This is a genomic window from Duncaniella sp. C9 (genome assembly GCF_004803935.1).
GTDB lineage: Bacteria > Bacteroidota > Bacteroidia > Bacteroidales > Muribaculaceae > Duncaniella > Duncaniella muris.
In genome coordinates this window covers 1,883,961-1,910,250 of the sequence record NZ_CP039547.1, presented here as the reverse complement: position 1 = coordinate 1,910,250, position 26,290 = coordinate 1,883,961, and the positions used below count along the sequence as shown (strand labels likewise).

Genomic DNA, 26,290 nt, shown 5'->3' with positions numbered 1-26,290 from the left:
CGAAATAACGCACAGTGTAAGAGAGTGATGAACTCGCGACACTTGGTCGCCCCACAGTCTCAGCGGAAGTCAGCGGGGCGACAAAGCTACGCGTTTATGCTGCCATGATGCAGCGGCAATGAAAATTCGATAGACGGATCAGTCGTCAATCTCAGTGGTGAGCTGTTCGACAAGAGCATCAATCTCATTATCAGAGCAAATGATACCTTTTTTGCGGAGAAGATCGGCGATACGCGCACGGATATCCTCACCCTTTTCAGGAGCAAAAAGCACAGCGGCTCCGGCACCGACGATAGCGCCTCCGATAAAAGCATAGAGCAATGACAGATTTGACATAATACTATTAGGGTGTTAACAGAGTTTTGTACTGAATATTATTGATTTACTTTTCGATCTCTTCAGCGATTTCGTCAGCCAGTTCTTCGAGTTTGCTCTTCTGAAGCTTGATGCCTTTGCTTTCAAGATACTTCACTATGTTGCGACGAGTCTTTTCGCCCTTTTCAGGAGCAAGGAGAAGACCAACTGTAGCGCCGGCAACAGCGCCGCCGATAACTGCGAGAACAATGTTTAATGCTTTCATTTCTTTTATCTATTTGAGGGGTTATGTTTCGATTTACAATTTTTAAACAACCGTCAGGCCGGATGGTTCACCGGTGGGTCTGATAATTTTCATGTCTGCAATCATTTTTACGCCTCTAAGTTACAATGTTTCCACCGAGTTTGCAAATTATCAGCCCTCAATATCGGCAAGACGCTTTACAGAGCCTACAGCCCAGATCGTGTCACCCTCCGAAAAAACGATTGATGGATCTGGCTGAAGGTAATCGCCGTCACGCTGGACTGACACAAGCAGTGACTCCCAGACGTTTCGGAAATTCGAACTGACTATCGTCTTTCCTATCAGGGGCGAAGAGGCTTTCAGGCGGACTCCTGTCAGCCGGATGTCATCTGCCGAGACTTCAGGAGCTTCATCGTCAGCAGCCTCCACAACCGGCAGCAGTTTCTGAATCTCGTCATCCGTACCTATCACGCCAAGCACGTCACCGGGGAAAACCCGTTCCTCAGCACCGGGAACCATTATCAGATCACCACCTCGCTGAATCGAGGCTACCGAAACGCCGAAACGGCTGCGCAACCCAGAGTTTTTCAACTGTTCGCCGACAAATGGACATTTATAGCCGACTGTCATATAGGCAAGGTGCATATTGGGCACCAGGCGGTTTTTGGCTCCGCTACGCCGCAGCTCACGCTCGTTGAGATTGTCGATGAAACGCGATTCGATGCGGACCATGCGCTTATGGGCTGATTTGGAAAACGATAAAACGAGTATGAAGAACAGCCCTACCCCTATGGTCCATCCCACCTTCATCGAGTAGATCGAGCTGAGAAGATAAACGAGAATTGTCATGGCTATAAGCAGACGCACTATGGTCATGACGATCAAAGGCACGTCATACCGGGCATTGGCCGCGATCAGGCGCTCGCGCTCGGTCTTCTTTGATGCCGGATAGGTCATGGCCAGCAAGAAGGGAGCCATGAGAAGCAGTGAAACCACGGTAGCAAACAGGCGCCCCCAGTTCGGGAAGAGTCCGGTGAATGTAGGCACTATATAATCAAGCGAAATCAGCGACATGGCTATGAGCACTATCGAATACAGGACCACGCGCCAGAGATAACGTTTGAAAAGTGAATGCCAGAGCTGACGGGTGGCACTGGCTGAAGTTGTAGCCTCCTCTGTGTAGCGGTTAATGAGGAAGTGCAGGCGTCTTGGCAGATGCGCTTCCACAAAATTGGCGGTCGGATCGGCCATACGGATAAAATAAGGAGTGGTAAAGGTTGTGACCACCGAAACGGCTACTACAATAGGATAGATCTGCGCATCAAGGACTCCAAGCGACATGCCGAGAGATGCGATGATGAAGGCGAACTCACCGATCTGAGTAAGCGAAAATCCGGATTCAATGGCCACCCGCAATGACTGACCGGTCAGCAACATGCCGGTTGTACCGAAAAAGATCATACCGCAGATAACCACAGCCGACAGAATCAGGATCGGAAGCCAATAATGTGCGATGATAGCCGGATCAACCATCATGCCCACTGAAATAAAGAATATCGAGCCGAAAAGGTCTTTGACCGGAATGGTGACACGTTCGATGCGCTCGGCAAAACTTGTGCCGGCGAGAATCGACCCCATCACAAAAGCTCCGAGTGCCAGGGAAAAACCGCAGGCAACCGAGAATACAGCCATGCCAAGACACAACCCCATTGATATGATCAACAAGGTTTCGGAATTCAGAAATCGGCGCTGGGAATTGAGCAAAGACGGCAACGCGAAGACTCCGACAACAAACCAGATGATCAGGAAGAATGCAAGTTTGCTGACGCTGTAGAGCATTTCTCCGCCCTCTACGCTGCTGTTAATAGCTATTGACGAGAGCACCACCATCATCAGCACGGCAAAAAGATCTTCCACAATAAGCACGGCAAATACCAGCGAGGCAAATTTGCGGTGACGCAGATTCAGGTCTGTGAACGCCTTTATTATAATAGTGGTGGAAGACATTGACAGCATGCCTCCAAGAAACAGACTGTTAATATGAGAAAAACCGAGCATATGCCCTACGGCAAAGCCCGCGCCCATCATGCCGCAGACAATAAACAGAGCCGTCACCACAGCCGACCCTCCGGCATTCACAAGCTTTTTGAAACTGAATTCCAGACCGAGCGAGAAAAGCAGCACCACAATGCCCAACTGGGCCCAGAATTCGATATTATCCTCTGTGGTTACAGACGGCAGATATTCAAAATTCGGGCTGGCAAGAAATCCCGCTACTATATAACCGAGAACCACCGGCTGTTTAAGCCACTTGAACAGAAGGGTGGTTACAGCACCGAGTATAAGCAGAAAGGCCAGATCGCGGATCAGGCCCTCTACATTGAAAGCCTCAGTCACCTGTGTGGCATTGGCAAGAATAAGATTCAGTAACATGCGTAAGAGGCGAATTGTCGTATTGACTGGTGTCAGCTCAGATCAGCCTGATTTGACAGAGATATGGAGATTGTGGGGCGCAGGTCATGGAGAGCCGAGAAGACCTCGATAAAATCAGAGTGCTCACGGATAAGGATCAGCAGATTAAGCCGCGTTGTGGATGCTTCGTAGTCATATTCCACATACACACGTGAGAGATGGATATTGTAACGTGCAAGCACATCGCGATACGGCTCTATTGATTTCACGATTCCTTTGACTTTCAGCCGGATTGTTCGCGCTTCATTCCCAACGTTGACCCGATGTTCGATCTGTTCGAGAATCGTCAGCACGAAAAGCACCAGCAGCGTAGCCACGAATGCGATCAGGTAAAGGCCACACCCTACAGCCATGCCTATCGTGGCGATAATCCATATGCCGGCGGCGGTGGTCAGACCGCGGACCGAGCCTTTCATCTGGATTATTGTGCCGGCGCCAAGGAAACCGATACCTGACAAAACCTGAGCCGCGATACGGCTCGGATCGCCACGCAGCAGTCCGACCGTTTCCTGGCAGACGTAAATTGAAAGCATCATGGCAATACAGGCTCCCATCGAGATGAGCGAGAATGTGCGCACCCCGGCCATCTGCCCTTTGCGCTTACGCTCGATCCCGATCAGGCTGCCAAGCAGCAGACTGGCCACTATGCGAAGAATCGCTGTCAGAGGGGTCAATTCTACATTGTCTATCGATTGCCAGAAATGCTCCATCTCCCCTATTATTTTTTCAATGTGAAGTGGCGTGAGCTGAGACGATAGCCGTCAGTGAACAGTTCCACGGTATAGTCTCCGGGGGTCAGAGTTGTGTTCACATCCCAGTAAATTTTGATTCCGGCAATCTCATCGCCGGCATATTCGATGCTCTTGCGTGCACTGCACGGCACTGATTTGCCTTCGAACGAGAACGAACCGGCACCACCGAGCAACTGACCTTCCGGATTCACGATGCGCAGATAGATAACTTTCTCCCCTACAGGAGTGGAGTTGTTCTGGGGTATAGTAAATGTCACCATCAGCTGCTTGGCCTTGGTCACGTTTTTCTCAACTTTGCCGTTTTTCTTAAGTGCCGTAAGAGTCACACCCGTGACATTGAGTTTTTCGGCGAGTGTCATACGCTCGCTGAGAGTCTCATTGTTGCGAGTGACCTCCTGCACCTGCGATGACAGGCGCTGGTTCTGATCCTTGATCTCCTGATTTTCAGCGCGCAGACCGGCGTTTTCCTTATTCAGTGAGTCAATCTGAGCTATGTAGTGACGGAGAAGCCCCTTGAGTGTTGAGATTTCGTTCTGAAGTTCATTGATACGGGCCTGAGACTTTACTTTCTCGCTCTTAAGCTCTTTCATGAGCTCTTCAACCTTGGCTTTGGCTGCGGTATATTTAGCAAGAATGGTATCGTTGGCCAGACGCTGGGCCTGGTCTTCATACTGCTGAAACTCGGCATTAAGCATATCAAACTCACTGGAGAGCTGAAGCTGCTCGTTCTGAAGCTGCAGTTCTTCATTCTGAAGACGGGCTTCATTCACTTCTGATTTGAGAGAAGCCACCTGTGTGACTCCAAACCCTACGGCGATAAGCAAAAGAATTGCCAGGACTATGATCAGAATGATCATCGGCGACATCTTACCTTTCATATTGCTGTCTATAAAATTTTTATACTTGTTTTTAAGAGGTTCTCCTTTGAAATTTTGCAAAATTACTAAACCCTTGCTAAAAAAACAAATCCAAATTCCAACCCGCATCTAAAATGGTGGCCGCCAGACAGTCTGCCAAAACGAAATCCCCGGCATATGCAGCCAAAGCCACACATGCCGGGGACAATATGAGTCTGTGATCAGCCTGTTAGAACGGAATATTCATGCCCAAATTAACGTTAGCGTTTGAATTGAGGGGAACACCCTGCTTTGCAAGTTTGCAGGGAGTGCGGTCAGAAGCGACAAACAGATTAAAGCCTGGAACTTTCAGGTTGACTATCCAGCCGAATGACGCGCCGAAAGTACCAACACCGAAATTGACACCTGCTGAAAGACATTTTACCGGCTCTACGTTTGCTGACAGACGGAAGTCAGTCCAGGTGAACGGACCGTTGACACGGGTTGTGTTCAGAAATCCAAACTTTGCACGACGGTAGACCGGAAGAGTGTACTGGGCGCCGATATTCATCGTAGCACCGATGCCTGACGTGCGGCTGCCGGTGTCGCCAAGGTCTTCGAGCTGATAGAGCATGGAGAGATTGTCCTTGAATTCGTCCCATGTGTCATTGTTGTCGACGTTGAATGTGTATTCGTCTGTGACTACCTGCTGATTGCCATTGGTCGAGGCCACATGGTTGTTGTTCCATGAGATGAAACCGAGGTCAAGAAGCGAAGCGGAGAATTCCCAGTCGTCGTTGAGACGATATACGGCACCGAGATCAACAGCCGCGCCATAGCCGCTGACAGGCGAGAAATCCTCGACCTCAACGCCGTTGACATAATCGCGGTGAGTATCTTCATTGTATTTTGTCTTATACTTCAGGTTCTTGAGGCTTCCCTGCAGTTCGGCATCTACATTGGCCACCCAGGTATCCTCGCGCAGCTGAAGTTTGGCAGAATTGATATTGGTCTCTACAGAGCCGACGCCCACAAGAAGCTTGAGAGTAGCTCCTACGCGGAGTTTCTCATTGATCTGACGAGAGTGACCGAGTGCGATTTCAGCCCATCCGGCTCCGCGCACATTGAGATCTGAAAGATCATAGGTGGAGTTTTCGACACCTTGTTTTGCCAGACGGAATATATCTTTCGGCAGAGCCACGCCTACATCGGCACGGGCATTCACGCTCACTGTGTTGTAGCCACCGAGGCCGCTGAATCCGAACGCAATTACAGTCTCACGCAGACTTACACCAAGGCGGCTCTTGTCTTTGAGCCCGTCAAGCACTTTCGAGGCGCTCACTTCCGGGTTAAGGAAAGTGGTGGTCTGACCGTTGACGTTATAGAGTATGTGGTTGATACCGATTGTTCCGTTAGTGGCTACATTAAGGTTGCCGATTCCGGGCATAGCCACAAAACCGTGACCCTCATTGCCGAACGCCGGGTTTGACTGGAAACGATAGAGGTAATTGTCATCAAAATATCCCGACTGAAGATTCTGGGCATAAAGGCCTGCGGGAAACAGGGCTATAACCGCAGCCATCCCCATCCGGCCAGATTTTTTATATTGGATTTCATTTCTTACTATGTTTTTAAGGGTATGGTTGAGGTTAAAGTTCGTCAATATAGAAGCCTGAAACAGTTGCTTTGATGCCTGTCAGCTTTATAGTGTCATCCGGACGGAGAGTGACACCGTCTTTTGTCACTACGGCTGTAGCGAAATAGCGGACACCGTCAAGGCCAGTTATCGTTCCTGTGCTTTCGAGTTCTATGGAGGATGTCTCGCCGGCTCTCACTGTAATACTGCCGAGGCCCACAGGTTTGCCAGTGGCGAGATCCTTACACTGATTTCCCTGCTCATCAACCGGATATCCGGACAGAACAATATCGAATGGCAGAGAGTTTGACACTGTGGCACCTAACTTGAGTTTCTCAATTGTAACCTTGTCAAGAGTCTCGTCACTCCAGCCGTCAGTCACTTCGTCATAAACGATTTTTGAATTTACGCCAAGATTTAGCGGCGCATAGAACTTATAAACACCCTCAAGCTTCTGAAGTGTCTGGGGAACAGCAAAGTTGGAAACCTTGCCAGGGCCCACTTTTGGATCATCAAACGACACTTCGATAGTTGAAGGAAGACCGTTGCCGCTGAGCACATTGCCAAGCCCTTGATAGCGCACCGGAACAGCATTGGCAAAACCTTCGAACGAACCTGCGGCCGAGGGATCAGGTGCAAGACAGAATTTGTAAGGTCCGGCAATGCCCGCATTATGGCCTATATTGATCAACTCGCCTGCATCAAGAGAATAAGGCTTGCGGCTACCGTCTTCACGACATGCGGTAAGGGTAAGGCCGCTGCTTGCATCTAGGCTGTAGCCTGCAAGGGGGTTGTTGATCGAAAGATAGAGCTGAGGGTTGGCCATAGTGATATTGGTCTCGTCCTGACGCAGAAGATCAGGCAGATCATTGAGCGCTACGGGATCGACGTTGAAATCGCTGATGCTATAACAGATCTCACCGTCAACAGCATTCACTGTTATGTCAGATCCGACAGAAGAAAGAGTCAGAGTGGTCTGAGTCGGGACTGAAGATATGTTATTGTTTGTCACGGCAACCACATATCCGTCCTCAACCCCGATGCTTCCGCGGATGGTGAGAGTTCCGGGATTCTTACCGGAAGTATCCGGGACAAAAGAATAGAGACCCTGACCAGCAAGTTTTGCAAAGTCAATTTCATCCACCCGGATGGTTACCTTATGGCTCATGACACCTGAACTGAGGTTGATGTCAGACAGATATATGATTCCGTTATCTGAAACGTAGTCCGGCGTATGAAGACCGACAGGAAGTTTCAGATATAGATTGCGGAATGCCACTGATTTGAATGCTTTTCCACTATTAAGCACACTAAGGGTGATATCAATGGTCCAGTCGACAGCGATCTTTGACAACGAACGGATGCTTTTGTCGACAGTTGCTGACGTATAGGTAAACGATGTATTGAAGCCTTCTATACTATAAGTAAAACTCTGCTCCCCGATGCCCAGCGGAGGGATAACGATGTCGGTATTTCCGTTGACAAGAGAAATTGTGGTTGATGCGTCAGGGATGAACGGACGGGCAAGCGAGACAGGATTGACCTTGAGGTCTTCAGATTTGAATTCTCCATCGACAAGCACTGCATATATGCCGTCGACTTCCTTGACCACACTTTCGTCATCAAGATCAAACACATTTGACAGAGTTATCTCGTCAAGATTGACAGGAACAACAAGATTGTTCACCTTGATCTCGGCGGTTGTGTCAATGTCCGAGAGGTCGTAATTGTCATCAATACATGCGGTCAATGGCATAGATGCCACGGCAACGGCAGTCAATGACAGTCGTGAAAGGGATTTGTACATATGTCTAAAATAATGATTGGTGTCATTTAAATCCATATATGACATCCATGCAAAACCTTGTGTTTAACCGGTTATCAGGCCGATGCAATAATATCAGATAAAGAATCCACTCTGCAATCGGAGTAAAGTCAACAAAAAAATCAGTTAAATCAGTCACTTGGACTTTGCCGGATATTATATTGTGTGTGAATTATCGGAAAAGTGGTGCAAAAATACAAATTTTCACAATACCCAACAATATTTTTCGCAATTAAATATTAAACTGTATGTTTTTATCGCTCCCGGCGGGTTAAGCAGCCTGCGCTGACTGCGATTTTAAGCCTTCGGCTTGGTTATTTGAGCAGGGAAATGTAATTTTGTACACTAATATGCGTAGAAAATCGCAAATCCTGATGACCATTGTCTCGCTGTGTGCTCTCATTACCTTGTGGAGTTGCAGTGCGACCCGTCATGTGCCACGCGGCAAATACATGCTCGACGATGTCAGCATTGAGATTTCCGGCGATAAATCCGTAAGTAGCCATGATCTGATAAACTATTTGAAACAGTCGCCGAACCATGAGGTGTTAGGCTTCTGGAAACTCCAGTTAGGCACCTATAACCTGTCAGGCAAAGACTCGACAAAATGGTATAACCGCTGGGTGCGTCGCATGGGGCAGGCTCCGGTCATATATTCTCAATCGCTTACCGACGCATCTGTAAGGCAACTCAGGCTCGCTCTTGTGAACCGTGGCTATCTTGAAGCAGAAGTAACTGCTGACACCATGATGATGCCGGCTGAAAAGAAAATCAAGGTCGCCTATAAAATTAACACCGGTGAGCCCAGACGCATTGCGATTATTCGCCATGAAATTCCCGATTCAGCAGTCAGAAAACTGATTCTTGCCGACTCCGCCCAGTTCTCAATCCATCCTGGCGATCGCTTTGACCGCGACAATCTTGATTCCGAACGCGCACTTATCACCCAAAGACTCCGCGAGCACGGATATTATTCCTTCAACAAGGAATATATCACTTTCTATGCCGATACATCTGAATTCAATAAGGATGTAGATCTCACCCTTACAGTCCGGGCTCCCAGAAACTCAGCCAACAAACCACAGCCAGCCGACAGCACGACAAATCACAATATATATTATATAAACAAGGTATATTTCGTTACAAGCAATTCCGGCTACAACTCATCATCAGATATCGCAGGTGACACTGTTGTCTATAAAGACATCACTGTCATCTACGGCAAAGACCATTATCTGAAACCGGGAATCCTACAGCAAAAATGCTTTATAACTCCCGGCAGCCTCTACCGGGCCTCGGATGTAGACCGTACATACGAAGCCCTCGCCAGGCTAGGCATACTGAAATCAATAAACATCGAATTAGTTCCGACCGGGAGCGAAAACGGGCGGCATGAACTGGATGCCTACATCCTGCTTGCACGAAGCAAAAAACAGTCAGTCACATTCGACGTCGAAGGCACAAACTCGGAAGGTGATTTCGGCTTCGGGCTTGGAGCCACATACCAGCACCGCAATCTCGCCAAGGGGTCTCAGCTTCTGACAGCCCGCCTGCGCATGAATTACGAAAGCCTTTCAGGCAAGTTCAACGGCCTGATCAACGACCGTTACACAGAATATGCAGGAGAAATCGGCATTACCTTCCCGAAATTTGAATTCCCCTTCGCCTCTCAGAGCGTCAAACACAAACTCAATGTCGACACAGAGTTCGCCCTCTCATTCAATTATCAGGAACGGCCGGAATACACCCGAATAATAGCCGGCGCAGCATGGAAATACAAATGGGTAAACCGCAACAACACGCGACGCCACAATTTCGACCTGATAGACATCAATTACGTCTATCTGCCTGAAAGCACTCTTGACTTTCTTGACCAGATAGCTCCTGACAATCCACTGCTGCGCTACAGCTATGAGGACCATTTCATCATGAGCATGGCATACCGCTATTATTACACCAACAAGAGGATACCGTCGTCTCTGCTGCGAAAATACACTCTCCAGCCGAGAGTCTACACCCTCCGTGCTTCTGTAGAAACCGCCGGCAACCTCCTTTATGCCATCTCATCACTCTCAAACGCAAGGAAAGACAACGGTTCCTACAATGTGTTCGGCATAAACTATTCCCAATATGTAAAAGGAGAGGTGGACTATGCTATCACCCGCAACTTCAACCAGCGCCACTCACTCGCATTCCACGCCGGAGCCGGCATTGGTGTGCCTTACGGCAATTCGACAGTCCTACCATTCGAAAAACGCTTCTATGCAGGAGGAGCCAACGGCGTCAGAGGATGGGGAGTCCGCACACTCGGTCCCGGAAGTTATGACTCACGCAATTCAGTGACTGACTTCATCAACCAGTGTGGTGACATCCGCCTTGATCTGAGTCTCGAATACCGTTCCAAACTTTTCTGGGTAATTGAAGGTGGAGTCTTTGTAGATGCCGGAAACATATGGACAATACGCAACTACGAAAACCAGCCGGGAGGCATGTTCCATCTCGACACATTCTGGAAACAGATCGCTGCCGCTTATGGCTTAGGCCTGCGCTTCGACTTCACTTACTTCCTCTTGCGTCTTGACCTCGGCATGAAAGCCCACAACCCCGCAACCGGCCAGGAACGATGGCCCATAGTCCACCCGAACTGGCACCGTGACGCCACATTCCATTTTGCCGTAGGCTATCCATTCTGACATCTCATTCAACAGACAATTACAAACCGGATAATCCCGGTCAATATCAACATATCACCAAACAGCATGAAACAGCTCGTCATTTTCGATCTCGACGGAACTCTGCTTGACACCATATCCGATCTTGGTGCCGCAACCAATTATGCGCTCAGATCTTTCGGCTACCCAGAACACAATCTCAGTTCATACACAAAATTTGTCGGCAACGGAATCACGCGCCTGATTGAGCGCTCACTGCCGGAAGACGACAAGACACCGGAAACCGTGGCCAAGGTCCTTGAGAAATTCACTGAATATTACAACGAGCACAAAACCGATCTGACCAAACCCTATCCCGGCATCCCTGAACTGCTTAAAGAACTCGAATCAATGGGGCTTAAATTAGCCGTTGCATCAAACAAATACCAGGCAGCAGTCGTGTCTCTGATCCGTCACTATTTCCCTGATATCAACTGGTGTGCTGTAGAAGGCCAGAAAGAAGGCGTGCCGACAAAGCCAGATCCTTCGATTGTTTTTGAGATCCTGGCCAAATGTCCGACCCGAAAGTCGAAAGTATTATACGTGGGTGATTCCGGAGTCGATATGGAGACCGCACGCAGGGCCTGCGTGGATTCATGCGGAGTAAGCTGGGGATTCCGGTCTGTGAAAGAACTGCGCGACCACCACGCCGACAACATCGTCAACACTCCGGATGAAATAATTACCGTTGTCAAGCGCCCAGGTCTGGGACTTGACAGCTGACAGGCACGGCAGCTATCAAAATCGACAAACCGCCACCACTCGACCATTCCTACCGTCATGAGCACAAAATACATATTTCTTGCATGCCTGTTTCTTCTTCTGTCCGTCCGCAGCACCGCGACCACCGAGGAGACTCAGAAACAAATAGCCGACTCTCTCTACATTTGCCTGTCTAAGGCCGAAACCCCGGCAGACTCTCTCTGGATCATGGAAAATCTATATGACGTGCTTCCACGAGCCAATGGCAATCTGCTTGGTCTGGAACTATTCGATGTCGCCAACCGTGCAGGCAACAGCAGCGCCGCTCTCAACATACTCCGCCAACTCGCCAACCGCTATTTGGCTAACGACTCCATGCTGATGGAGCTATATAACAAAACCCTCAGCTATCATGACGGTCCCACTCCGACTGTTGACAGCCCCTACCGCGCATCATCTGACGAGTTGAAAGAGACCCGCACTTTCCTGCGCTTTGCCCGAAACATACATCGGGCCAATCACGCGTCAGAAGCCAAACGGCGTGAATTGCTTCAGGAGTTGATCAATACGCATACACTTAACCAACCTACAGATATATACGATCAGGCTGTATTGCTACACTCCATCTGCACCATGCTCTCGCGCACCGGTTCCGACGCCATGCTGACCCGCTATGTCGATAAGCTTGACACCCTGATCCAGCAGTTGCCGGCATCAGCGATATCTCTTCATAACGCCTATTACGTACATGCCGCACTTATCTACAGTCAGGCCAACCAGTTTGAAAAAGCATATCAATGTGACAGAAAGACACTGGAGGCAATCCGCCAATTGGAAAAACAATATAAAGACCGCGGGCGGTATTTCCGCAACTATGACTCTTCTCGCTATGTCATCTATCAGCGGATACTGTCAAACCACACAAAACTGAGTCAGCCCGAATTAGAAAAGTACTATAAGCTCGCCATGCAGCTTGTGGCTAAAAATCCGGAGGTTGCAGAAACAAACAGAAATTACCCCGGCCCACAGATTTTCTACAACATGGCGATCAAGAACTATGCGCAAGCCTTGGAACACATAAAGCACTGCATCAATACACCCTATGTGACTAACAGTTCTTATAGACTCATGCAGCTCCTGCGAAATGAAATCGAGTGCGCCGAAGCCGTCAATGATAAAGAGACACTGCTTGAAGCCTCGCGCCGCTACAACAAGAAGCTCGAATCATATCTGAGCGAACGCCTCGACGAGAAATATAAAGAGCTACAGGTCATTTATGACTCATACGAAATGCGCAACAGTTATGACAAACTCCAACTTGAAAAACAGAATGCCGAAGCTGAAAGCATGTATATGATAGTTGCGATTGCAGCTGTCGCAATATTCATATTGCTGATCTCCGTAGTGATTCTTTTCAGACTCTATCGCAACAATCGGAAACTCGCCCGCACACTTGACAAGAGCAACCGCGCACTGAGAGCAGAAAGCAGCCATCTTGAAAAGTCAAAATCAGATCTGCTCAAAGCCCGTGATGAAGCCAAGAAAGCCAATTATATGAAAACCGACTTCATCAAAAACATGAGTTATGAAGTCAAAGCTCCGCTCAAAGCCATCAATGAATACTGCAAATTAATCACAGATTGCTCTGATGCCTCAAACAAGAAATATCTTGAACGCTTCTCTTCACTGGTGGAACTCAACAGCGAACTATTGTCAACAATCATAAATGATGTGCTACATATCTCTGAAATAGACAGCGAGTCCGTACCAGTCCATAACCGCCCGGTCGAACTGCGTCCGCTCTGTACGATGGTGCTTGACGGCGTGCGCCACCGCCTCAGTCCGGACGTAGCCCTCATGTTTGACACAGCTTCGCCTTACATATGTCTGTTTACCGACCCTCAACGCGTCCACCAGATATTACTGAACCTGCTCACTAACGCTGCAAAATTCACTCCGAAAGGAAGCATCACGCTCGCTTACAGCGTTGACAGCGAGAAAGAGACAGTGACATTCAGCGTAACGGATACCGGAATAGGCATAAAGGCCGATAAGAAAGATTTGATCTTCGAACGCTTCGTAAAACTCGACAAGGAGACACAAGGAGCAGGGCTTGGCCTGACCATCTCGCGCTTGCTTGCAAGAATACTTGGAGGTGATGTCATTCTGGACACAACTTACACCAAAGGCGCCCGCTTCCTGCTGATTTTACCAAAAAATAAAATCTTGAAAATACAATAAATGATATTTAGCGTTTCGCAAGACTGAAAATCCGTCATTTTTTTGTAATTTTGCAACCATTATGGCAGAATTCAAGAGACATTCACGTTTTTTCACAGAACTTGATCCGGCGGTTGTCGACCGGGTCAAACAATTCGTATTGGCCTCTCGCAACATTGTCATCACCTGTCACGTAAGCCCTGATGGAGATGCCTTAGGCTCATCATGCGCACTTTGGTTCATCCTAAAGGCCCTTGGGAAAAACGCAACTGTAGTCACAGCTGACTGCGCTCCGCGAAGCCTGCAATTCCTGCCCGGCGTACGCGAAATAGTTGCCGCTACCCGCAACGGAGACCGCGTCCATGACCTGATTGCCGATGCCGACCTCATATTCTGTCTTGACTTCAATGACATTACACGGGTCGACCGATTGTCTGATGCCATAAGCAAATCTCCGGCAAAAAAGGTTGTGATCGACCACCATCTTGATCCCCGGATAGAAGGTGAGATAGTAATTTCACGCCCTGAAATATCTTCGACTTCAGCCCTGCTTTATATCTTCATGTGGCAAGCAGGCTGGACACGTCATCTCACCAGAAACTCGGCCGCTTGCATCTATACCGGCATGATGACCGATACCGGCAATTTCTCCTACAATTCAAATGATCCCGATCTATATCTCATCATCCATGACCTGATGCGCAAAGGGATTGACAAAGACAATCTCTATAAACTTGTGATGAACACATCATCCGAATCAAGGATCAGGATCATGGGGTTTGCACAATACCGCATGCAGATTCTCCAGCCACACCGGGCCGCTGTAATCATGCTCAGCGAGGATGAGTTGAAAGAATTCGGCTATTCAAAAGGAGATACCGAAGGACTTGTAAATATCCCGCTTTCAATGCCTGAGGTCACCTACTCCGTGTTTCTGCGCGAAGATGCAAAAAACTGCGTGAAAGTTTCAATGCGCAGCAAAGGAGAGTTTTCAGTCAGCCGCATCTGCGAAGAGCATTTCGGAGGCGGAGGGCACACAAATGCCGCCGGAGGCGAATTTAACGGACCTCTTGACAAGGCACTTCAGAAACTACTTGAAATTATTCCAACTTACGACAAATATCTTCAATGAAAAAGTTAATTTTCCCCATATTCGCCATTATCGCACTTGCATTTCTGACAAGTTCCTGCGATGATTCAAAAAGTTATGCAGAACTTCTCGCTGATGAAAATTATGTAGTCAACGACTTTCTGGTACGCCACCACGTGGTCAATTACGTTCCTTCTGATTCAGTTTTCATTTCCCGCCGTGACATCGCAGAAAAAATGTATGAGGAATCAGGCCAGACAGCAGCTGACGAAGCCGCTTACGAACAGGCCATCGTAGAGATAATGGCTTCTCTTGAAAAAGATCCGTCAAAAGACGCTCCTTATTATCGGATCGACGATGACTCAAACGTCTACATGCAGGTCATTTCTGTCGGTACCGATGAAAAACCAAAGAAAAACGACCGCGTCTACTTCCGCTTTACCAGATACAATCTGTTCTACTATGTGGTCGGAGCTGACAACACTCTAATCGGCTCCGGCAATGCGGACTCAATGAATTCCCAGTCGACATTTTTCCTTTTCGAAAATACAAGTGTGAGCGAGTCAACCCAATACGGAACAGGCATCCAGCGCCCGCTCTATTTCCTTGGCTACAACTCAAAGGTGAACATCGTAATCAAATCGCAAGCCGGTCCGGAAACCGATATGTCATACGTTGTCCCTTACCTCTACACTATCACTTATTATAAATCAATGATCTAATAGCACTCATGTCACTCATCAAGAGCATTTCAGGAATCCGCGGTACAATCGGAGGAGCTCCCGGCACCGGCCTCTCTCCACTTGACATTGTAAAATTCACCGCCGCTTACGCAACATTCATCGCAGCAAACACAAGCCGCACAAACCGCACTATCGTAGTCGGCCGCGACGCCCGCCTCAGTGGCAAAATGGTCAATGACATAGTTGTCGGCACTCTGACCGCAATGGGTTTCGATGTGATCAACATCGGTCCGGCCTCCACCCCGACAACTGAAATCGCGGTTGTCGCAGAAAAAGCCTGCGGCGGAATAATTCTTACCGCAAGCCACAATCCCAAACAGTGGAACGCGCTGAAACTTCTCAATGAAAACGGAGAATTTCTGAATGACGCGCAAGGCAAAGAGGTGCTCCGCATAGCTGAAGAAGAAGCCTACACCTTCGCGGAAGTCGATGACCTCGGCCATGAATACACCAACAATACATATAATCTTCGCCATATAGAGCAGGTGCTTGCACTTGATCTTGTTGATGTGGAGGCTATCCGCAAAGCTAACTTTACAGTGGCTGTTGACGCTGTCAACTCCGTAGGTGGTGTGGTTATCCCCCAGCTACTCCGCGCACTCGGAGTGAAAAACATTGTTGAACTCAACTGTGAGCCCAACGGCAAATTTGCCCACACACCGGAACCCATACCTCAGAATCTGACTGAGATCTCAGGACTGATGGCCAAAGGTGTGGCTGACGTAGGTTTCGTTGTCGATCCTGACGTGGACCGTCTTGCAATTGTCATGGAGAACGGAGAAATGTTTGTCGAAGAATATACTCTTGTCTCGATAGCTGACTATGTGCTCGCCCACACACCGGGTTCAACAGTCTCCAATCTCAGTTCTTCAAGAGCATTACGCGATGTCACACACCGTCACGGATGTGAATATTCCGCAGCGGCAGTCGGAGAGGTCAATGTAACTACAAAGATGAAAGAGACAGGCGCTGTCATCGGCGGCGAAGGCAACGGCGGTGTCATCTATCCCGCAGCACACTATGGCCGTGACGCATTGGTAGGCGTAGCCCTCTTCCTTACCCTCCTTGCCAAAAGCGGCAAGAAGGTGAGCGAACTTAAGAAGACTTACCCGGCTTATGAGATCGCCAAAAACAAAATGGAACTCACTCCGGAAATCAACGTCGATGCAATCCTTGCAGCTGTCAAGGAAAAATTCGCAGGCGAGCAGATCACTGATATTGACGGCGTGAAGATCGACTTTGAGGATTCGTGGGTTCACCTTCGCAAGTCCAATACCGAACCTATCATCCGCATCTATAGTGAAGCTGCCACAATGGCTGAGGCAGACGCTCTTGCACAGAAGATCAAAGATGTAATCGCTTCAATGATCTGACAAAGCAAAATTTCGATAAATAACTGATAGTACAGACAGCTGCGTATTCCGATTTGGGAACGCAGCCGTCTGTTTATTTCAGATCTGCCGGAAATAACCGCATTTTAGGGAATTGCACATTTCAACGCCCTCTTTACTCCCTCAGGGGCGCACTTGACCGTTACCGTTGATCATATAACGATAAGTTGTGATTTCCCGCAATCCCATAGGTCCGCGCGGTCCGAGTTTCTGGGTACTGATGCCGATTTCAGCCCCAAGCCCGAACTGCGCGCCGTCAGTAAAACTGGTCGGGGCATTGACGTAGACACATGCTGCATCGACCTCCTGCTGAAATCTGTCGGCCACAGAGCCGTCATCCGTTATTATACATTCACTATGCCCGGACCCATAGACGGCAATATGCCTGATCGCCTCATTGAGATCAGCAACAGTTTTCACACCCATTTTATAATCCATCCACTCGGTCGCATAAGTATCACAGCCGGCCGGAGACAGCAAGGATTCGGGATAGGATCCGCGCAAAACAGACATTGATTCGGCATCGGCATATATATGCACATTCTTCAATGCAAGGCGCTCACACAAAACCGGAAGATCTGAAAGACGATCGCGGTGGATAATCAAAGTGTCAAGCGCATTGCACACGCTCACACGGCGCGTCTTGGCGTTGGCTATTATATCACATCCCATTTTCAGGTCACCGGATTTATCAAAATACGCACTGACCACCCCTGCTCCGGTCTCAATCACAGGCACACGCGCGTTGTCACGGACAAAATCTATAAGCCGGCGGCCTCCGCGTGGAATACAGACATCCACATAGCCGACAGCATTCAGCAACGCGCCGGTAGCATCATGAGTAGAAGGAAGAAGCGAGATAATATCGGGGGAAATGTTATTGCCAGAAAGCACCCGACGGATCAGTGAGACTATTGCTTCATTTGAATTTTCTGCATCACGCCCCCCTTTAAGCACACAGGCATTCCCACTTTTAAAACACAGAGAGAACACGTCAAATGTGACATTTGGCCTGGCTTCATAGATCACGCCTATCACTCCGAACGGCACACGCACACGCCGTATCAGCAACCCGTTCGGTAGGGTACGTCTCTCGATCTCCTCGCCAAGCGGAGATGAGAGTGACGCAACATTCCGCATATCTGACGCTATGGAACCGAGTCTTTCAGGACTAAGCTGCAGGCGGTCATAGAGAGGATTTGTTCTGTCCATACGGTCAAGGTCTTTCTGATTGGCGGCAAGAAGCAGTTCCTGACACTCTTCGATCTCACCTGCAATCTTGCATAGGATTTCAGACCGTTCCCGGTCAGTCAGTGACGGAATTGTCCGCGATGCATCTTTCACCCGGCGGAATATTTCATTATAATCTTCTGTCATAAGCACCTATTATGTAAACTATGAGACGGAATCCGGATATCAGTCCGCTCATTCAATAAAAAGATAGTCATAATGCACAAGCGGTCTGCCACCACGGCGGCCTGCCATTTTCTTTGCATCGGCACCTGAAACGGCGGCACGTCCATAGCCTATTGTTTCACCAGCTTCAGTCAGCAAGGTCACAATGTCGCCCTCCTCCCAGTCACCGTCAGCCGACACAGCTCCGACAGGAAGCAGGCTGACAGCCTTGTCGCTCCGAAGAATTGAGGCAGCCTTGTCGTCAACCCGGATAACACCTTTGGCAAAACTTCCGCTATGGGCTATCCAGCGCTTGATATTGCTGACGGTCTGCGGGCAAGCTTCAAACTCGGTGTGGGGAACAGTCTGCGGACGGCAGATCAGATCCACAAGCACATCCGCTCTGTCTCCACGTGCTATATAAACCGTGACACCCTCTTCGGAAAGTTTACGGGCTATGCCACACTTTGTCCCCATGCCGCCACGGCCAAAACCACTTTTAGAGGATACGACACAGGAACTTAGATCTGTTCCGGCCGCAACCTTTTCAATTAGTCTGGATGCAGGATCTGAAGGTGAGCCGTCATAAATGCCATCAACATTAGATAAAATTATCAACACGTCAGCACCCATCATCGCCGCAATCAGCCCCGAAAGTTCGTCATTGTCTGTAAACATCAGTTCTGTCAGAGAAGCCGTGTCATTTTCATTAACAATCGGTATGACTCCGTTTTCCAACATTGTCTGCATACATGCGCGCTGATTGAGATATGACTCACGCGAGCCGAAATTTTCCTTCTGCGTGAGCACCTGCCCCACCACATAGCCATATTCCGAAAAAAGGCTGTTGTAAAGATTTATCAAACGTATCTGCCCTATCGAGGAATAAAGCTGACGCTGGGCCACAGCATCGAGTTGTCGCTGCGGTTTCAAAACCCCGCGGCCACAGGCCACTGCTCCACTCGAAACAAGTATGACCTCATGGCCGAGACCACGCAAGGCCGCGATCTGGTCAACGAGCGACGAGAGGTTTGTGACATTCGGTTTGCCGTCTGAGCGGGTCAGCACGTTGCTTCCAACCTTGACCACAATCCGGCGCGAATCTGCAATATCGTTATTCATTGAATCTGATGCTTTTCTTTTTTCACTTCACGCAGGCTTTCAGCCCTCTGACCACAGAGGATGTGAATCCGGCATGTTCCATTTCATTCAGTCCGCGGATTGTCAGTCCACCGGGAGTGGTGACTTTGTCAATCTCACTCTCCGGATGTGAACCGGGGCGCTGGAGCAAGGCCACCGCCCCCTTGAGTGTCTCAAGGACAATCTGCTGCGCCTGTGAAGCTTTAAAACCGAGTTCTACCCCGCCTTCAACAGACGCTCTGACATAGCGCATGGCATAAGCGATGCCGCATGAAGCCAAAGCTGTCGCCGCAGGCAGATGAGCCTCGTCAATCACCATTGAAGTGCCAAGACTATTGAATATGCCTTCCACTGCGCTTACCGATGCTTCACCGGCATTAACCGGAACTATAAAGGTCATTGACGATCCAACTTCCATTGCAGTATTCGGCATGACAATCATAAGTTGAGGCAATTCGGAATCTTTCAAAAACCATTCACACAATTGCGCCCCTGGCACACCTGCCACAATCGCAGCCACAGCCTGACGGTTATAATCGAGAACAGGTCTGATTTCTGCGATGACCGACTCAATTATCCACGGCTTTACCGCAAGGATCACAATATCCGCATCGCGCACAGCAACTGTGTTGTCTGACGTAACCGCAATGCCCATTTCCTTTAACGGCTTCAAAGGACCAGGCGAAGGGTTTGATACCGTAATTTTATAATCACACCCGGCGGCACATAGACCTGAAGCTACAGCTCCACCCATTGCACCGGCACCAATTACAGCGATTTTCATATTGAAATGTATTTTTAGAGGTCGTTGTTTAATAACACTCTTAACGTTAAGGACTCTGGAGCAGATCCGACGAGGTCGTATCTCGACAATCAAGACATGCCACTGACCGGCACATCCATAATGCAAAAGTAAATAATATTGGTGAAAGCACAAATATTTTTGGCCGGACATTATCAGTTGAATGGAAAATTTTGATTAACTTTGCACGCAATAAATTTTAATCGTTATATGTCATTTATTGCTGATCGAGTAAAAATGGACGGACTGACATTCGATGATGTCCTCCTTATTCCGGCTTATTCGGAAGTGCTTCCGCGCGAAGTGAACCTTTCCACCCGATTTTCCCGCAACATTACGCTGAACGTACCCCTTGTGTCGGCCGCTATGGACACCGTCACCGAGGCAGCCTTGGCTATTGCCATAGCACGTGAAGGCGGCATCGGTGTTATCCACAAGAATATGTCGATCGCCGAGCAGGCCCGTCAGGTCCACGCTGTCAAACGTGCTGAAAACGGCATGATCTACGACCCTGTCACCATTCGTCGCGGCAGCACTGTCGCTGATGCCCTCAACATGATGAAAGAGTATCATATCGGCGGAATTCCTGTTGTCGATGAAGACCGCAAACTTGTCGGCATTGTCACCAACCGCGACCTCCGCTTCGAGCAGAATCCTCTTCGCCCGATAGACGAGGTCATGACTAAAGACGATTTGGTTGTGACCAACCAGTCAACCAACCTTGAAGAAGCTGCCCGCATACTTCAGCAGCATAAGATCGAAAAACTCCCGGTGGTCGACTCAGACAACCGCCTTGTCGGTCTTGTTACCTATAAAGACATTACCAAAGCCAAAGACAAGCCCAATGCCTGCAAAGACAAACTCGGCCGTCTGCGCGTTGCCGCAGGTGTAGGCGTGACCGGTGACTCTATGGACCGTGTTGATGCTCTTGTTGAGGCCGGAGTAGATGCTATCGTCATTGACACAGCCCACGGCCACAGCCGCGGAGTAGTAGGAGTACTTAAAGCTGTCAAAGAGAAATATCCGCATATTGATGTAGTTGTAGGCAATATCGCAACAGGCGATGCCGCCAAATATCTTGTAGAGAATGGCGCCGATGGCGTGAAAGTAGGCATCGGTCCGGGCTCTATCTGCACCACCCGCGTAATAGCCGGTGTAGGTGTGCCTCAGCTCAGCGCTGTTTATGATGTAGCGAAAGCTCTCAAGGGCACAGGCGTTCCCCTGATCGCCGACGGCGGCATCCGCTACTCAGGCGATATTGTAAAAGCATTGGCCGCAGGCGCCTATAGCGTAATGCTTGGCGGAATGCTTGCCGGCGTTGAGGAATCGCCTGGCGACACCATCATCTACAACGGACGTAAATACAAATCATATCGCGGCATGGGCTCGCTCGAAGCTATGGAAAAGGGCTCGAAAGACCGTTACTTCCAAGCAAACGAAACAGATGCAAAGAAGCTCGTGCCGGAAGGCATTGCAGCACGTGTGCCATACAAAGGCCTGCTCTACGAAGTTGTCTATCAGATGCTCGGAGGTCTGCGTGCAGGTATGGGTTATTGCGGAGCGCCTGACATCGAACGCCTCCACGAAGCCAAATTCACCCGCATCACAAATGCAGGTGTGGCAGAAAGCCATCCCCACGATGTGGCTATAACATCCGAAGCCCCCAACTATAGCGCATCGGCAAGATAAACGACATCATCCTTGCAAAAACAGCACTCCGGCATTAGGTTTATAGATCCTTTTGCCGGAGTTTTTTTAGGCCAGGCCAACCTCCGGATATGCAATAATCACGCCTGATATCCGTTACTTAAAAGTACTATACAATATAACCGGTGCATACTACATAGTATCTGACCTATAATCAAACGCAATGAAAAAAAAGCCATTCATAATTTCAGCTCTGGCTTGTGCTGCGATACTGTCGGCCTCAGCGAGCAAAAACGCAGATCCCGTGCTCATGACGATTAACGGGAAAGATGTCCGGCAAAGCGAATTCGAATATCTGTACCATAAGAATAATCTCCAGCAACTGGCCCCTCAGAGCATTGACGAATACATTGAAATGTTTATCGTCTACAAGCTTAAGGTTGCCGATGCAGAAGCCGCGGGCCTGCATCAGACCGATGCTTTCACCAAAGAATTCAACGGTTATTGCGCGGAGTTGTCGCGTCCGTATCTTCGTGACTCTATTGTTGAAAAACGTCTTATCGAAGAAGCTTATGCCCGTATGGCCACATCTCGTAAAGTCAGCCACATCATGCTCCCCCTTGGCTCGACTTACGATGAGAAAGAGGCAAACAGGATGAAAATCGACAGCATCCGCACAGCGATCGTAAACGGTTCGGCTGATTTCGGAGAAATGGCTGTCAGATATTCATCAGATCGCTCTGCCCGTGTAAACAATGGATCAATGGGCTACATCAATGTCAACAGCTATCCTTATCCATTTGAAAAAACCGCCTGGGAAACTCCGGTAGGTGAAATATCGCCTGTGATAGAAGATGCTCCTTTCGGATTCCATATCATCCGCGTTGAAGATGAACGCCCCAATCCGGGAAAAGTCGAGGCACGCCATATCCTTAAACTGACCAATGGCCTCTCGGAGGAAGAAGGAACTGCAAAAAAAGCACAGATTGATTCGATTTACAATCTGCTGGCCAGCGGAGGTGATTTTGATGCGATCGCTCGTGCTGAGAGCGAAGACCCCGGATCGGCAGCCAATGGCGGCCGACTCGGATGGTTTGGTCCCGGCGAAATGGTAAAAGAGTTTGAAGACGCAGCGTTCGGTCTTAAAGACGGAGGCATATCCGCTCCATTCAAAACCGCATATGGCTATCACATCGTGCAGACTTTAGCCCATCGCGGCATCGGCTCTCTGGCCGAAGAATCAGAACGCATAAAGGCAGCAATCAGCCGTGACATGCGCTCAGTGATGCCTGAAACCGAACGGATGGCACAGCTGAAAGCCGAACTGGGAGTCAAGATTGACTCTACAGGCCTCATGCAGGCAAGATCCAGAATGACTGGCGACTCACCTGCCGAGCAACTGAGATCACTTCAGGCTGACAACTCATTGATCGCCACTGTTGGAAAACGCGTCATAAGCATTGGAGATGTCATAAACTACATCCCCTCAAACGTACTGGAAGGAGCAAATGACGCATTCACAGTATTAAACTCAGGCCTTGAAAACAAGATCAACGAGACAGTTGTAGAGGAAACACGAAAGAACCTTGCGGAAAACAACAGTGAATACCGCAACCTCACAAATGAGTATCGCGATGGCATATTGCTGTTTGAAATCAGCAACCGTAATGTATGGGAGCGCTCAGCTTCCGACACCGAAGGTCTTCAGAAATTTTTCTCAGCCAACCGTGCGAAATACACATGGGACAAACCTCACTACAAAGGCTATGTCATCTTTGCAACAAATGACTCCATTGCCGGCGAAGCTCAGAAATATCTTGCCGCAAATCAGGTAGAAAATGACTCACTTGTATCTGTCATGCGCGCCAACTACGGCAGGAACATCAAGATTGAAAAAGTTGTCACCGGAAAGGGCGAAAATGCGATCGTCGATAATGTGGCTTTCAACGGCGAACGACCGGAAGCACCCGGCAGATGGACTGCCTGGTTCGGATATGCCGGCCGCGTAATCGACACTCCCGAAGAGGCTAATGATGTCCGTGGAACTGTAGCCTCAGACTATCAGCAGCTACTCGAAAGCGAATGGATCAAGGCTCTGAGAAAGAAATACAAGGTGAAGCTTAACAAGAAAGCATTAAAAGCGTTGGGAAATTGATCCCAACGCTTTTTTATTGCTGTTAAACAAGCACAAAACAGGCTTGAATGTATAACACCTATATAAGAGGGCCATTATATATGAATCTCACAAATTTCTCCAGATCCTCTTTCTGACATGCGGTGATAAAATCATATCGTTCCAGGCTTTTTGCCCTTTGGCGTTCATAAAGCACCTTATTTTCAAGCTGGATAATGCGGATTTTGATTTCATCAAGGCTGAAAGGATTGAAATACAACACCGCATCACCACAAACCTCGCTTATTGATGAAAATGGAGATGCCAGGACGGGAACTCCATAGCGCATGGCTTCCAACGGCGGATAGCCGAATCCTTCATTCAGCGAAGGATAAATGAAACAGTAGGCATCGTGATAGAGCTGGTTCAACTCTTCATCACTGACATAGCCTCTAAAATCAAAGAATCCCGCATTTTTGATTTTATATCTAAAGTAATCAGCAGATTTGACGCCGGTAATGACCACACGCTTTCCAGGCAGGCGCCCTTCTGAAAAAAGCTGATCCAAAGCCATAATGGCTCTAAGACAATTTTTTTCCCATCGGTTGGCACTTACAAGGAGATAAAAATCGGGAGCTTCTTTACGGCTGTCTACTAAATCAAGCGATGTTGACGGAGAATAGAACACCGGAATATCCTTCTCGACCGATTCAGGGAAAAACAGATTTACAGATCCTAATGAGTGATTAGAGACAACCGCAAAACGCAAATTAGGCTTGCGTATGAAATTTTCGTTTTTACGATAACGATGACGGCGAATAAATGATGGTGACAATATCTCAAGCAAATTTTTCAACTGCATGGAGAGCTGCATCTTATATCGCCAGAACATTTTTCGGTCCAATGTCAATTCTATAGAGCGAAGATCATGGATGGTCACAACCAGTTCGCAGTTTTCCAGCCTATACAATTCATCCAAAGGCTGTGGCGAATAAAAAATATCAATCCGACGGCTGTCAATCACAGACTGAAAACCGCATTGAGATATATCGACAAGCTCAACAGAATTGTTTTCACAAAGGGCTATCATTTCCGGATTGAGCCAACACCGCGAATCATATGCAACCGTCACATTCCGTCTGAGTTCTATAATCTTCCGCAATACGATCTCACCATATATGCCGCCGCCATGACGCATTGTGCCACTCATAGGTTGAGTTGCGGCCAGATTATAAAGCACTGATTTTCCTTTATCCATAGTTTTCACGGTCAATAGATATTTTACAGTTCACGTTTTTCAACGGTCATTTTTTCACCTCGATGCCATATGAGCGATATTTAAAATTCAGATATCTATTGAGACATCTACCGTATATCGTCCCCAGACGGCCTATGACTATCACGCGCATCAGGAATTTACGCCAACCGGCCAGTGACGGAATATATTTTTTTGCCAATCGGTAATCGTTCATCAAAACGGCATTGTCCACAATATTAAAATATAGGCTGTCGACATATTTCCGATTGCCTATGCCAAGATAGTCATCGCCAAATAATTTCAGTTCCATCATAACCGCCTGAAGTTTTCTGGAGATAGCCTTTTCATTTGTCCGCAACGAGTTCCATGTGACACTGTCGGAGCGATTTCTCTCTGCTATCACAATGGTCTTGTTCATGAATACCATCTCCCCTACCTCTCGATAAATCTGCTGGATGATAAGTGATTCATATATCTTCAGTCCCTCGTCAAACGGATATTTTTCAAGTAAATTTCGAGGAATGACATGTATGTAGTCTCCTGCCACTTCACCATTAAGCACATCGCTATAGCCGTATCTAACAATAGCACCCTGTCCATAGCGGCTGTCGAACTCCTCTGTGCGATCATCGCGCGTGAACATAAAATACCGTGCATCATGAAACGATTCTATCGCATTCAGTATGACATCGCAGGCATCCGGTGTAAAATAATCGTCACTGTCGAGTATCACACAATAATCACCCGTCGCTTGACTGACCGCTGCGTTACGGGCCGCATTTGTGCCTCGGTTCTGATCAAAAAACACGGTCTTCACATGTGGTTTGCCATCAGCGAAAGTCCTGATCAACTCTGCGGTATTGTCTTTTGAGCCGTCATCAACAACCACATGTTCGATATTTCTTCCACAGCCAATCTGTAAAGCGACGCTCTCCAGACACCGGAGAACACAATCGGCTCTATTATAGACGGGGGTGATTACAGACAATTTCATTATG

20 protein-coding genes are annotated in these 26,290 nt (G+C 48.4%); 8 read left to right on the top strand and 12 right to left on the bottom strand.

Annotation, left to right across the window (positions count from 1 at the left end; genetic code table 11):
• Nucleotides 1–138: 138 nt before the first annotated feature.
• The 7 genes from E7745_RS07740 to E7745_RS07710 form a co-directional block, all read right to left on the bottom strand.
• Nucleotides 139–336, bottom strand: coding sequence for a YtxH domain-containing protein (locus E7745_RS07740; RefSeq protein ID WP_107031579.1), 198 nt, complete (start codon nucleotides 334–336; stop codon nucleotides 139–141).
• Nucleotides 337–382: 46 nt separating this feature from the next.
• On the bottom strand, nucleotides 383–580 hold the full coding sequence (locus E7745_RS07735) for a YtxH domain-containing protein (protein ID WP_107031578.1): 198 nt from the start codon (nucleotides 578–580) through the stop codon (nucleotides 383–385).
• Nucleotides 581–730: 150 nt separating this feature from the next.
• On the bottom strand, nucleotides 731–2,992 hold the full coding sequence (locus E7745_RS07730) for a cation:proton antiporter (protein WP_123611050.1): 2,262 nt from the start codon (nucleotides 2,990–2,992) through the stop codon (nucleotides 731–733).
• Between the two features lie 32 nt (nucleotides 2,993–3,024).
• Nucleotides 3,025–3,741, bottom strand: coding sequence for an MgtC/SapB family protein (locus tag E7745_RS07725; protein WP_123398085.1), 717 nt, complete (start codon nucleotides 3,739–3,741; stop codon nucleotides 3,025–3,027).
• A gap of 8 nt (nucleotides 3,742–3,749) precedes the next feature.
• Nucleotides 3,750–4,661, bottom strand: a complete 912-nt coding sequence (locus E7745_RS07720; RefSeq protein WP_124075547.1) for a hypothetical protein — start codon at nucleotides 4,659–4,661, stop codon at nucleotides 3,750–3,752.
• Nucleotides 4,662–4,869: 208 nt separating this feature from the next.
• Entirely contained in the window at nucleotides 4,870–6,201 is a 1,332-nt protein-coding gene (locus E7745_RS07715; RefSeq protein ID WP_136408581.1) for a DUF5723 family protein, read from the bottom strand.
• A gap of 67 nt (nucleotides 6,202–6,268) precedes the next feature.
• The gene (locus tag E7745_RS07710) at nucleotides 6,269–8,062 is read right to left on the bottom strand and encodes a hypothetical protein (RefSeq protein ID WP_124075544.1); all 1,794 of its coding nucleotides are present in this window, start codon (nucleotides 8,060–8,062) and stop codon (nucleotides 6,269–6,271) included.
• Nucleotides 8,063–8,430: 368 nt separating this feature from the next.
• Here E7745_RS07710 and E7745_RS07705 point away from each other — a divergent pair, with 368 nt between their 5' ends.
• From E7745_RS07705 to glmM, 6 genes are all read left to right on the top strand, one after another.
• Nucleotides 8,431–10,773: a BamA/TamA family outer membrane protein gene (locus E7745_RS07705; protein ID WP_240740266.1), complete on the top strand. Its 2,343-nt coding sequence runs from the start codon at nucleotides 8,431–8,433 to the stop codon at nucleotides 10,771–10,773.
• A gap of 66 nt (nucleotides 10,774–10,839) precedes the next feature.
• Nucleotides 10,840–11,514, top strand: a complete 675-nt coding sequence (locus E7745_RS07700; RefSeq protein WP_107031571.1) for an HAD family hydrolase — start codon at nucleotides 10,840–10,842, stop codon at nucleotides 11,512–11,514.
• Between the two features lie 57 nt (nucleotides 11,515–11,571).
• Complete coding sequence (locus E7745_RS07695) at nucleotides 11,572–13,734, top strand: HAMP domain-containing sensor histidine kinase (RefSeq protein WP_136408580.1); 2,163 nt, start codon at nucleotides 11,572–11,574, stop codon at nucleotides 13,732–13,734.
• Nucleotides 13,735–13,795: 61 nt separating this feature from the next.
• Nucleotides 13,796–14,845 carry a bifunctional oligoribonuclease/PAP phosphatase NrnA gene (locus E7745_RS07690; protein WP_123399746.1) on the top strand — a complete coding sequence of 350 codons (1,050 nt, stop codon included), beginning with the start codon at nucleotides 13,796–13,798 and terminating at the stop codon, nucleotides 14,843–14,845.
• Nucleotides 14,842–15,525 (top strand): DUF4827 family protein, encoded by a 684-nt coding sequence (locus E7745_RS07685; RefSeq protein WP_107031568.1) that lies wholly within the window; start codon nucleotides 14,842–14,844, stop codon nucleotides 15,523–15,525. The genes E7745_RS07690 and E7745_RS07685 overlap by 4 nt, the downstream gene beginning before the upstream one ends.
• An 8-nt stretch (nucleotides 15,526–15,533) precedes the next feature.
• Complete coding sequence (glmM, locus tag E7745_RS07680; RefSeq protein ID WP_107031567.1) at nucleotides 15,534–16,919, top strand: phosphoglucosamine mutase; 1,386 nt, start codon at nucleotides 15,534–15,536, stop codon at nucleotides 16,917–16,919.
• Nucleotides 16,920–17,060: 141 nt separating this feature from the next.
• Here the strand turns inward: glmM and E7745_RS07675 are convergent, their stop codons facing one another.
• The 3 genes from E7745_RS07675 to E7745_RS07665 are packed head-to-tail and all read right to left on the bottom strand — an operon-like array spanning nucleotide 17,061 to nucleotide 20,256.
• The gene (locus E7745_RS07675; protein WP_123399744.1) at nucleotides 17,061–18,314 is read right to left on the bottom strand and encodes a glutamate-5-semialdehyde dehydrogenase; all 1,254 of its coding nucleotides are present in this window, start codon (nucleotides 18,312–18,314) and stop codon (nucleotides 17,061–17,063) included.
• Nucleotides 18,315–18,362: 48 nt separating this feature from the next.
• Nucleotides 18,363–19,454 carry a glutamate 5-kinase gene (gene proB / locus E7745_RS07670; RefSeq protein ID WP_107031565.1) on the bottom strand — a complete coding sequence of 364 codons (1,092 nt, stop codon included), beginning with the start codon at nucleotides 19,452–19,454 and terminating at the stop codon, nucleotides 18,363–18,365.
• A gap of 22 nt (nucleotides 19,455–19,476) precedes the next feature.
• Nucleotides 19,477–20,256: a pyrroline-5-carboxylate reductase gene (locus E7745_RS07665; protein WP_124075543.1), complete on the bottom strand. Its 780-nt coding sequence runs from the start codon at nucleotides 20,254–20,256 to the stop codon at nucleotides 19,477–19,479.
• Nucleotides 20,257–20,484: 228 nt separating this feature from the next.
• On the opposite strand from E7745_RS07665, the gene guaB reads away from it, so the two are divergent.
• Both guaB and E7745_RS07655 read left to right on the top strand, forming a co-directional pair.
• A complete protein-coding gene (guaB, locus tag E7745_RS07660; protein ID WP_107031563.1) occupies nucleotides 20,485–21,963 on the top strand; it encodes an IMP dehydrogenase in 1,479 nt (492 codons plus the stop codon).
• A 181-nt stretch (nucleotides 21,964–22,144) separates the two neighbouring features.
• Nucleotides 22,145–24,076: a peptidylprolyl isomerase gene (locus tag E7745_RS07655; protein ID WP_124075542.1), complete on the top strand. Its 1,932-nt coding sequence runs from the start codon at nucleotides 22,145–22,147 to the stop codon at nucleotides 24,074–24,076.
• A gap of 58 nt (nucleotides 24,077–24,134) precedes the next feature.
• Here the strand turns inward: E7745_RS07655 and E7745_RS07650 are convergent, their stop codons facing one another.
• Nucleotides 24,135–25,292, bottom strand: a complete 1,158-nt coding sequence (locus E7745_RS07650) for a glycosyltransferase family 1 protein (RefSeq protein ID WP_136408579.1) — start codon at nucleotides 25,290–25,292, stop codon at nucleotides 24,135–24,137.
• Between the two features lie 46 nt (nucleotides 25,293–25,338).
• On the bottom strand, nucleotides 25,339–26,286 hold the full coding sequence (locus E7745_RS07645; RefSeq protein ID WP_124075541.1) for a glycosyltransferase family 2 protein: 948 nt from the start codon (nucleotides 26,284–26,286) through the stop codon (nucleotides 25,339–25,341).
• Between the last annotated feature and the right edge of the window lie 4 nt (nucleotides 26,287–26,290).

What these genes read in the sequence shown, in the direction of transcription:
- E7745_RS07740 (WP_107031579.1), bottom strand. Translation starts at nt 336, where the DNA reads ATGTCAAATCTGTCATTGCTCTATGCTTTTATCGGAGGCGCTATCGTC.
- E7745_RS07735 (WP_107031578.1), bottom strand. Translation starts at nt 580, where the DNA reads ATGAAAGCATTAAACATTGTTCTCGCAGTTATCGGCGGCGCTGTTGCC.
- E7745_RS07730 (WP_123611050.1), bottom strand. Translation starts at nt 2,992, where the DNA reads ATGTTACTGAATCTTATTCTTGCCAATGCCACACAGGTGACTGAGGCT.
- E7745_RS07725 (WP_123398085.1), bottom strand. Translation starts at nt 3,741, where the DNA reads ATGGAGCATTTCTGGCAATCGATAGACAATGTAGAATTGACCCCTCTG.
- E7745_RS07720 (WP_124075547.1), bottom strand. Translation starts at nt 4,661, where the DNA reads ATGAAAGGTAAGATGTCGCCGATGATCATTCTGATCATAGTCCTGGCA.
- E7745_RS07715 (WP_136408581.1), bottom strand. Translation starts at nt 6,201, where the DNA reads ATGGCTGCGGTTATAGCCCTGTTTCCCGCAGGCCTTTATGCCCAGAAT.
- E7745_RS07710 (WP_124075544.1), bottom strand. Translation starts at nt 8,062, where the DNA reads ATGTACAAATCCCTTTCACGACTGTCATTGACTGCCGTTGCCGTGGCA.
- E7745_RS07705 (WP_240740266.1), top strand. Translation starts at nt 8,431, where the DNA reads ATGCGTAGAAAATCGCAAATCCTGATGACCATTGTCTCGCTGTGTGCT.
- E7745_RS07700 (WP_107031571.1), top strand. Translation starts at nt 10,840, where the DNA reads ATGAAACAGCTCGTCATTTTCGATCTCGACGGAACTCTGCTTGACACC.
- E7745_RS07695 (WP_136408580.1), top strand. Translation starts at nt 11,572, where the DNA reads ATGAGCACAAAATACATATTTCTTGCATGCCTGTTTCTTCTTCTGTCC.
- E7745_RS07690 (WP_123399746.1), top strand. Translation starts at nt 13,796, where the DNA reads ATGGCAGAATTCAAGAGACATTCACGTTTTTTCACAGAACTTGATCCG.
- E7745_RS07685 (WP_107031568.1), top strand. Translation starts at nt 14,842, where the DNA reads ATGAAAAAGTTAATTTTCCCCATATTCGCCATTATCGCACTTGCATTT.
- glmM (WP_107031567.1), top strand. Translation starts at nt 15,534, where the DNA reads ATGTCACTCATCAAGAGCATTTCAGGAATCCGCGGTACAATCGGAGGA.
- E7745_RS07675 (WP_123399744.1), bottom strand. Translation starts at nt 18,314, where the DNA reads ATGACAGAAGATTATAATGAAATATTCCGCCGGGTGAAAGATGCATCG.
- proB (WP_107031565.1), bottom strand. Translation starts at nt 19,454, where the DNA reads ATGAATAACGATATTGCAGATTCGCGCCGGATTGTGGTCAAGGTTGGA.
- E7745_RS07665 (WP_124075543.1), bottom strand. Translation starts at nt 20,256, where the DNA reads ATGAAAATCGCTGTAATTGGTGCCGGTGCAATGGGTGGAGCTGTAGCT.
- guaB (WP_107031563.1), top strand. Translation starts at nt 20,485, where the DNA reads ATGTCATTTATTGCTGATCGAGTAAAAATGGACGGACTGACATTCGAT.
- E7745_RS07655 (WP_124075542.1), top strand. Translation starts at nt 22,145, where the DNA reads ATGAAAAAAAAGCCATTCATAATTTCAGCTCTGGCTTGTGCTGCGATA.
- E7745_RS07650 (WP_136408579.1), bottom strand. Translation starts at nt 25,292, where the DNA reads ATGGATAAAGGAAAATCAGTGCTTTATAATCTGGCCGCAACTCAACCT.
- E7745_RS07645 (WP_124075541.1), bottom strand. Translation starts at nt 26,286, where the DNA reads ATGAAATTGTCTGTAATCACCCCCGTCTATAATAGAGCCGATTGTGTT.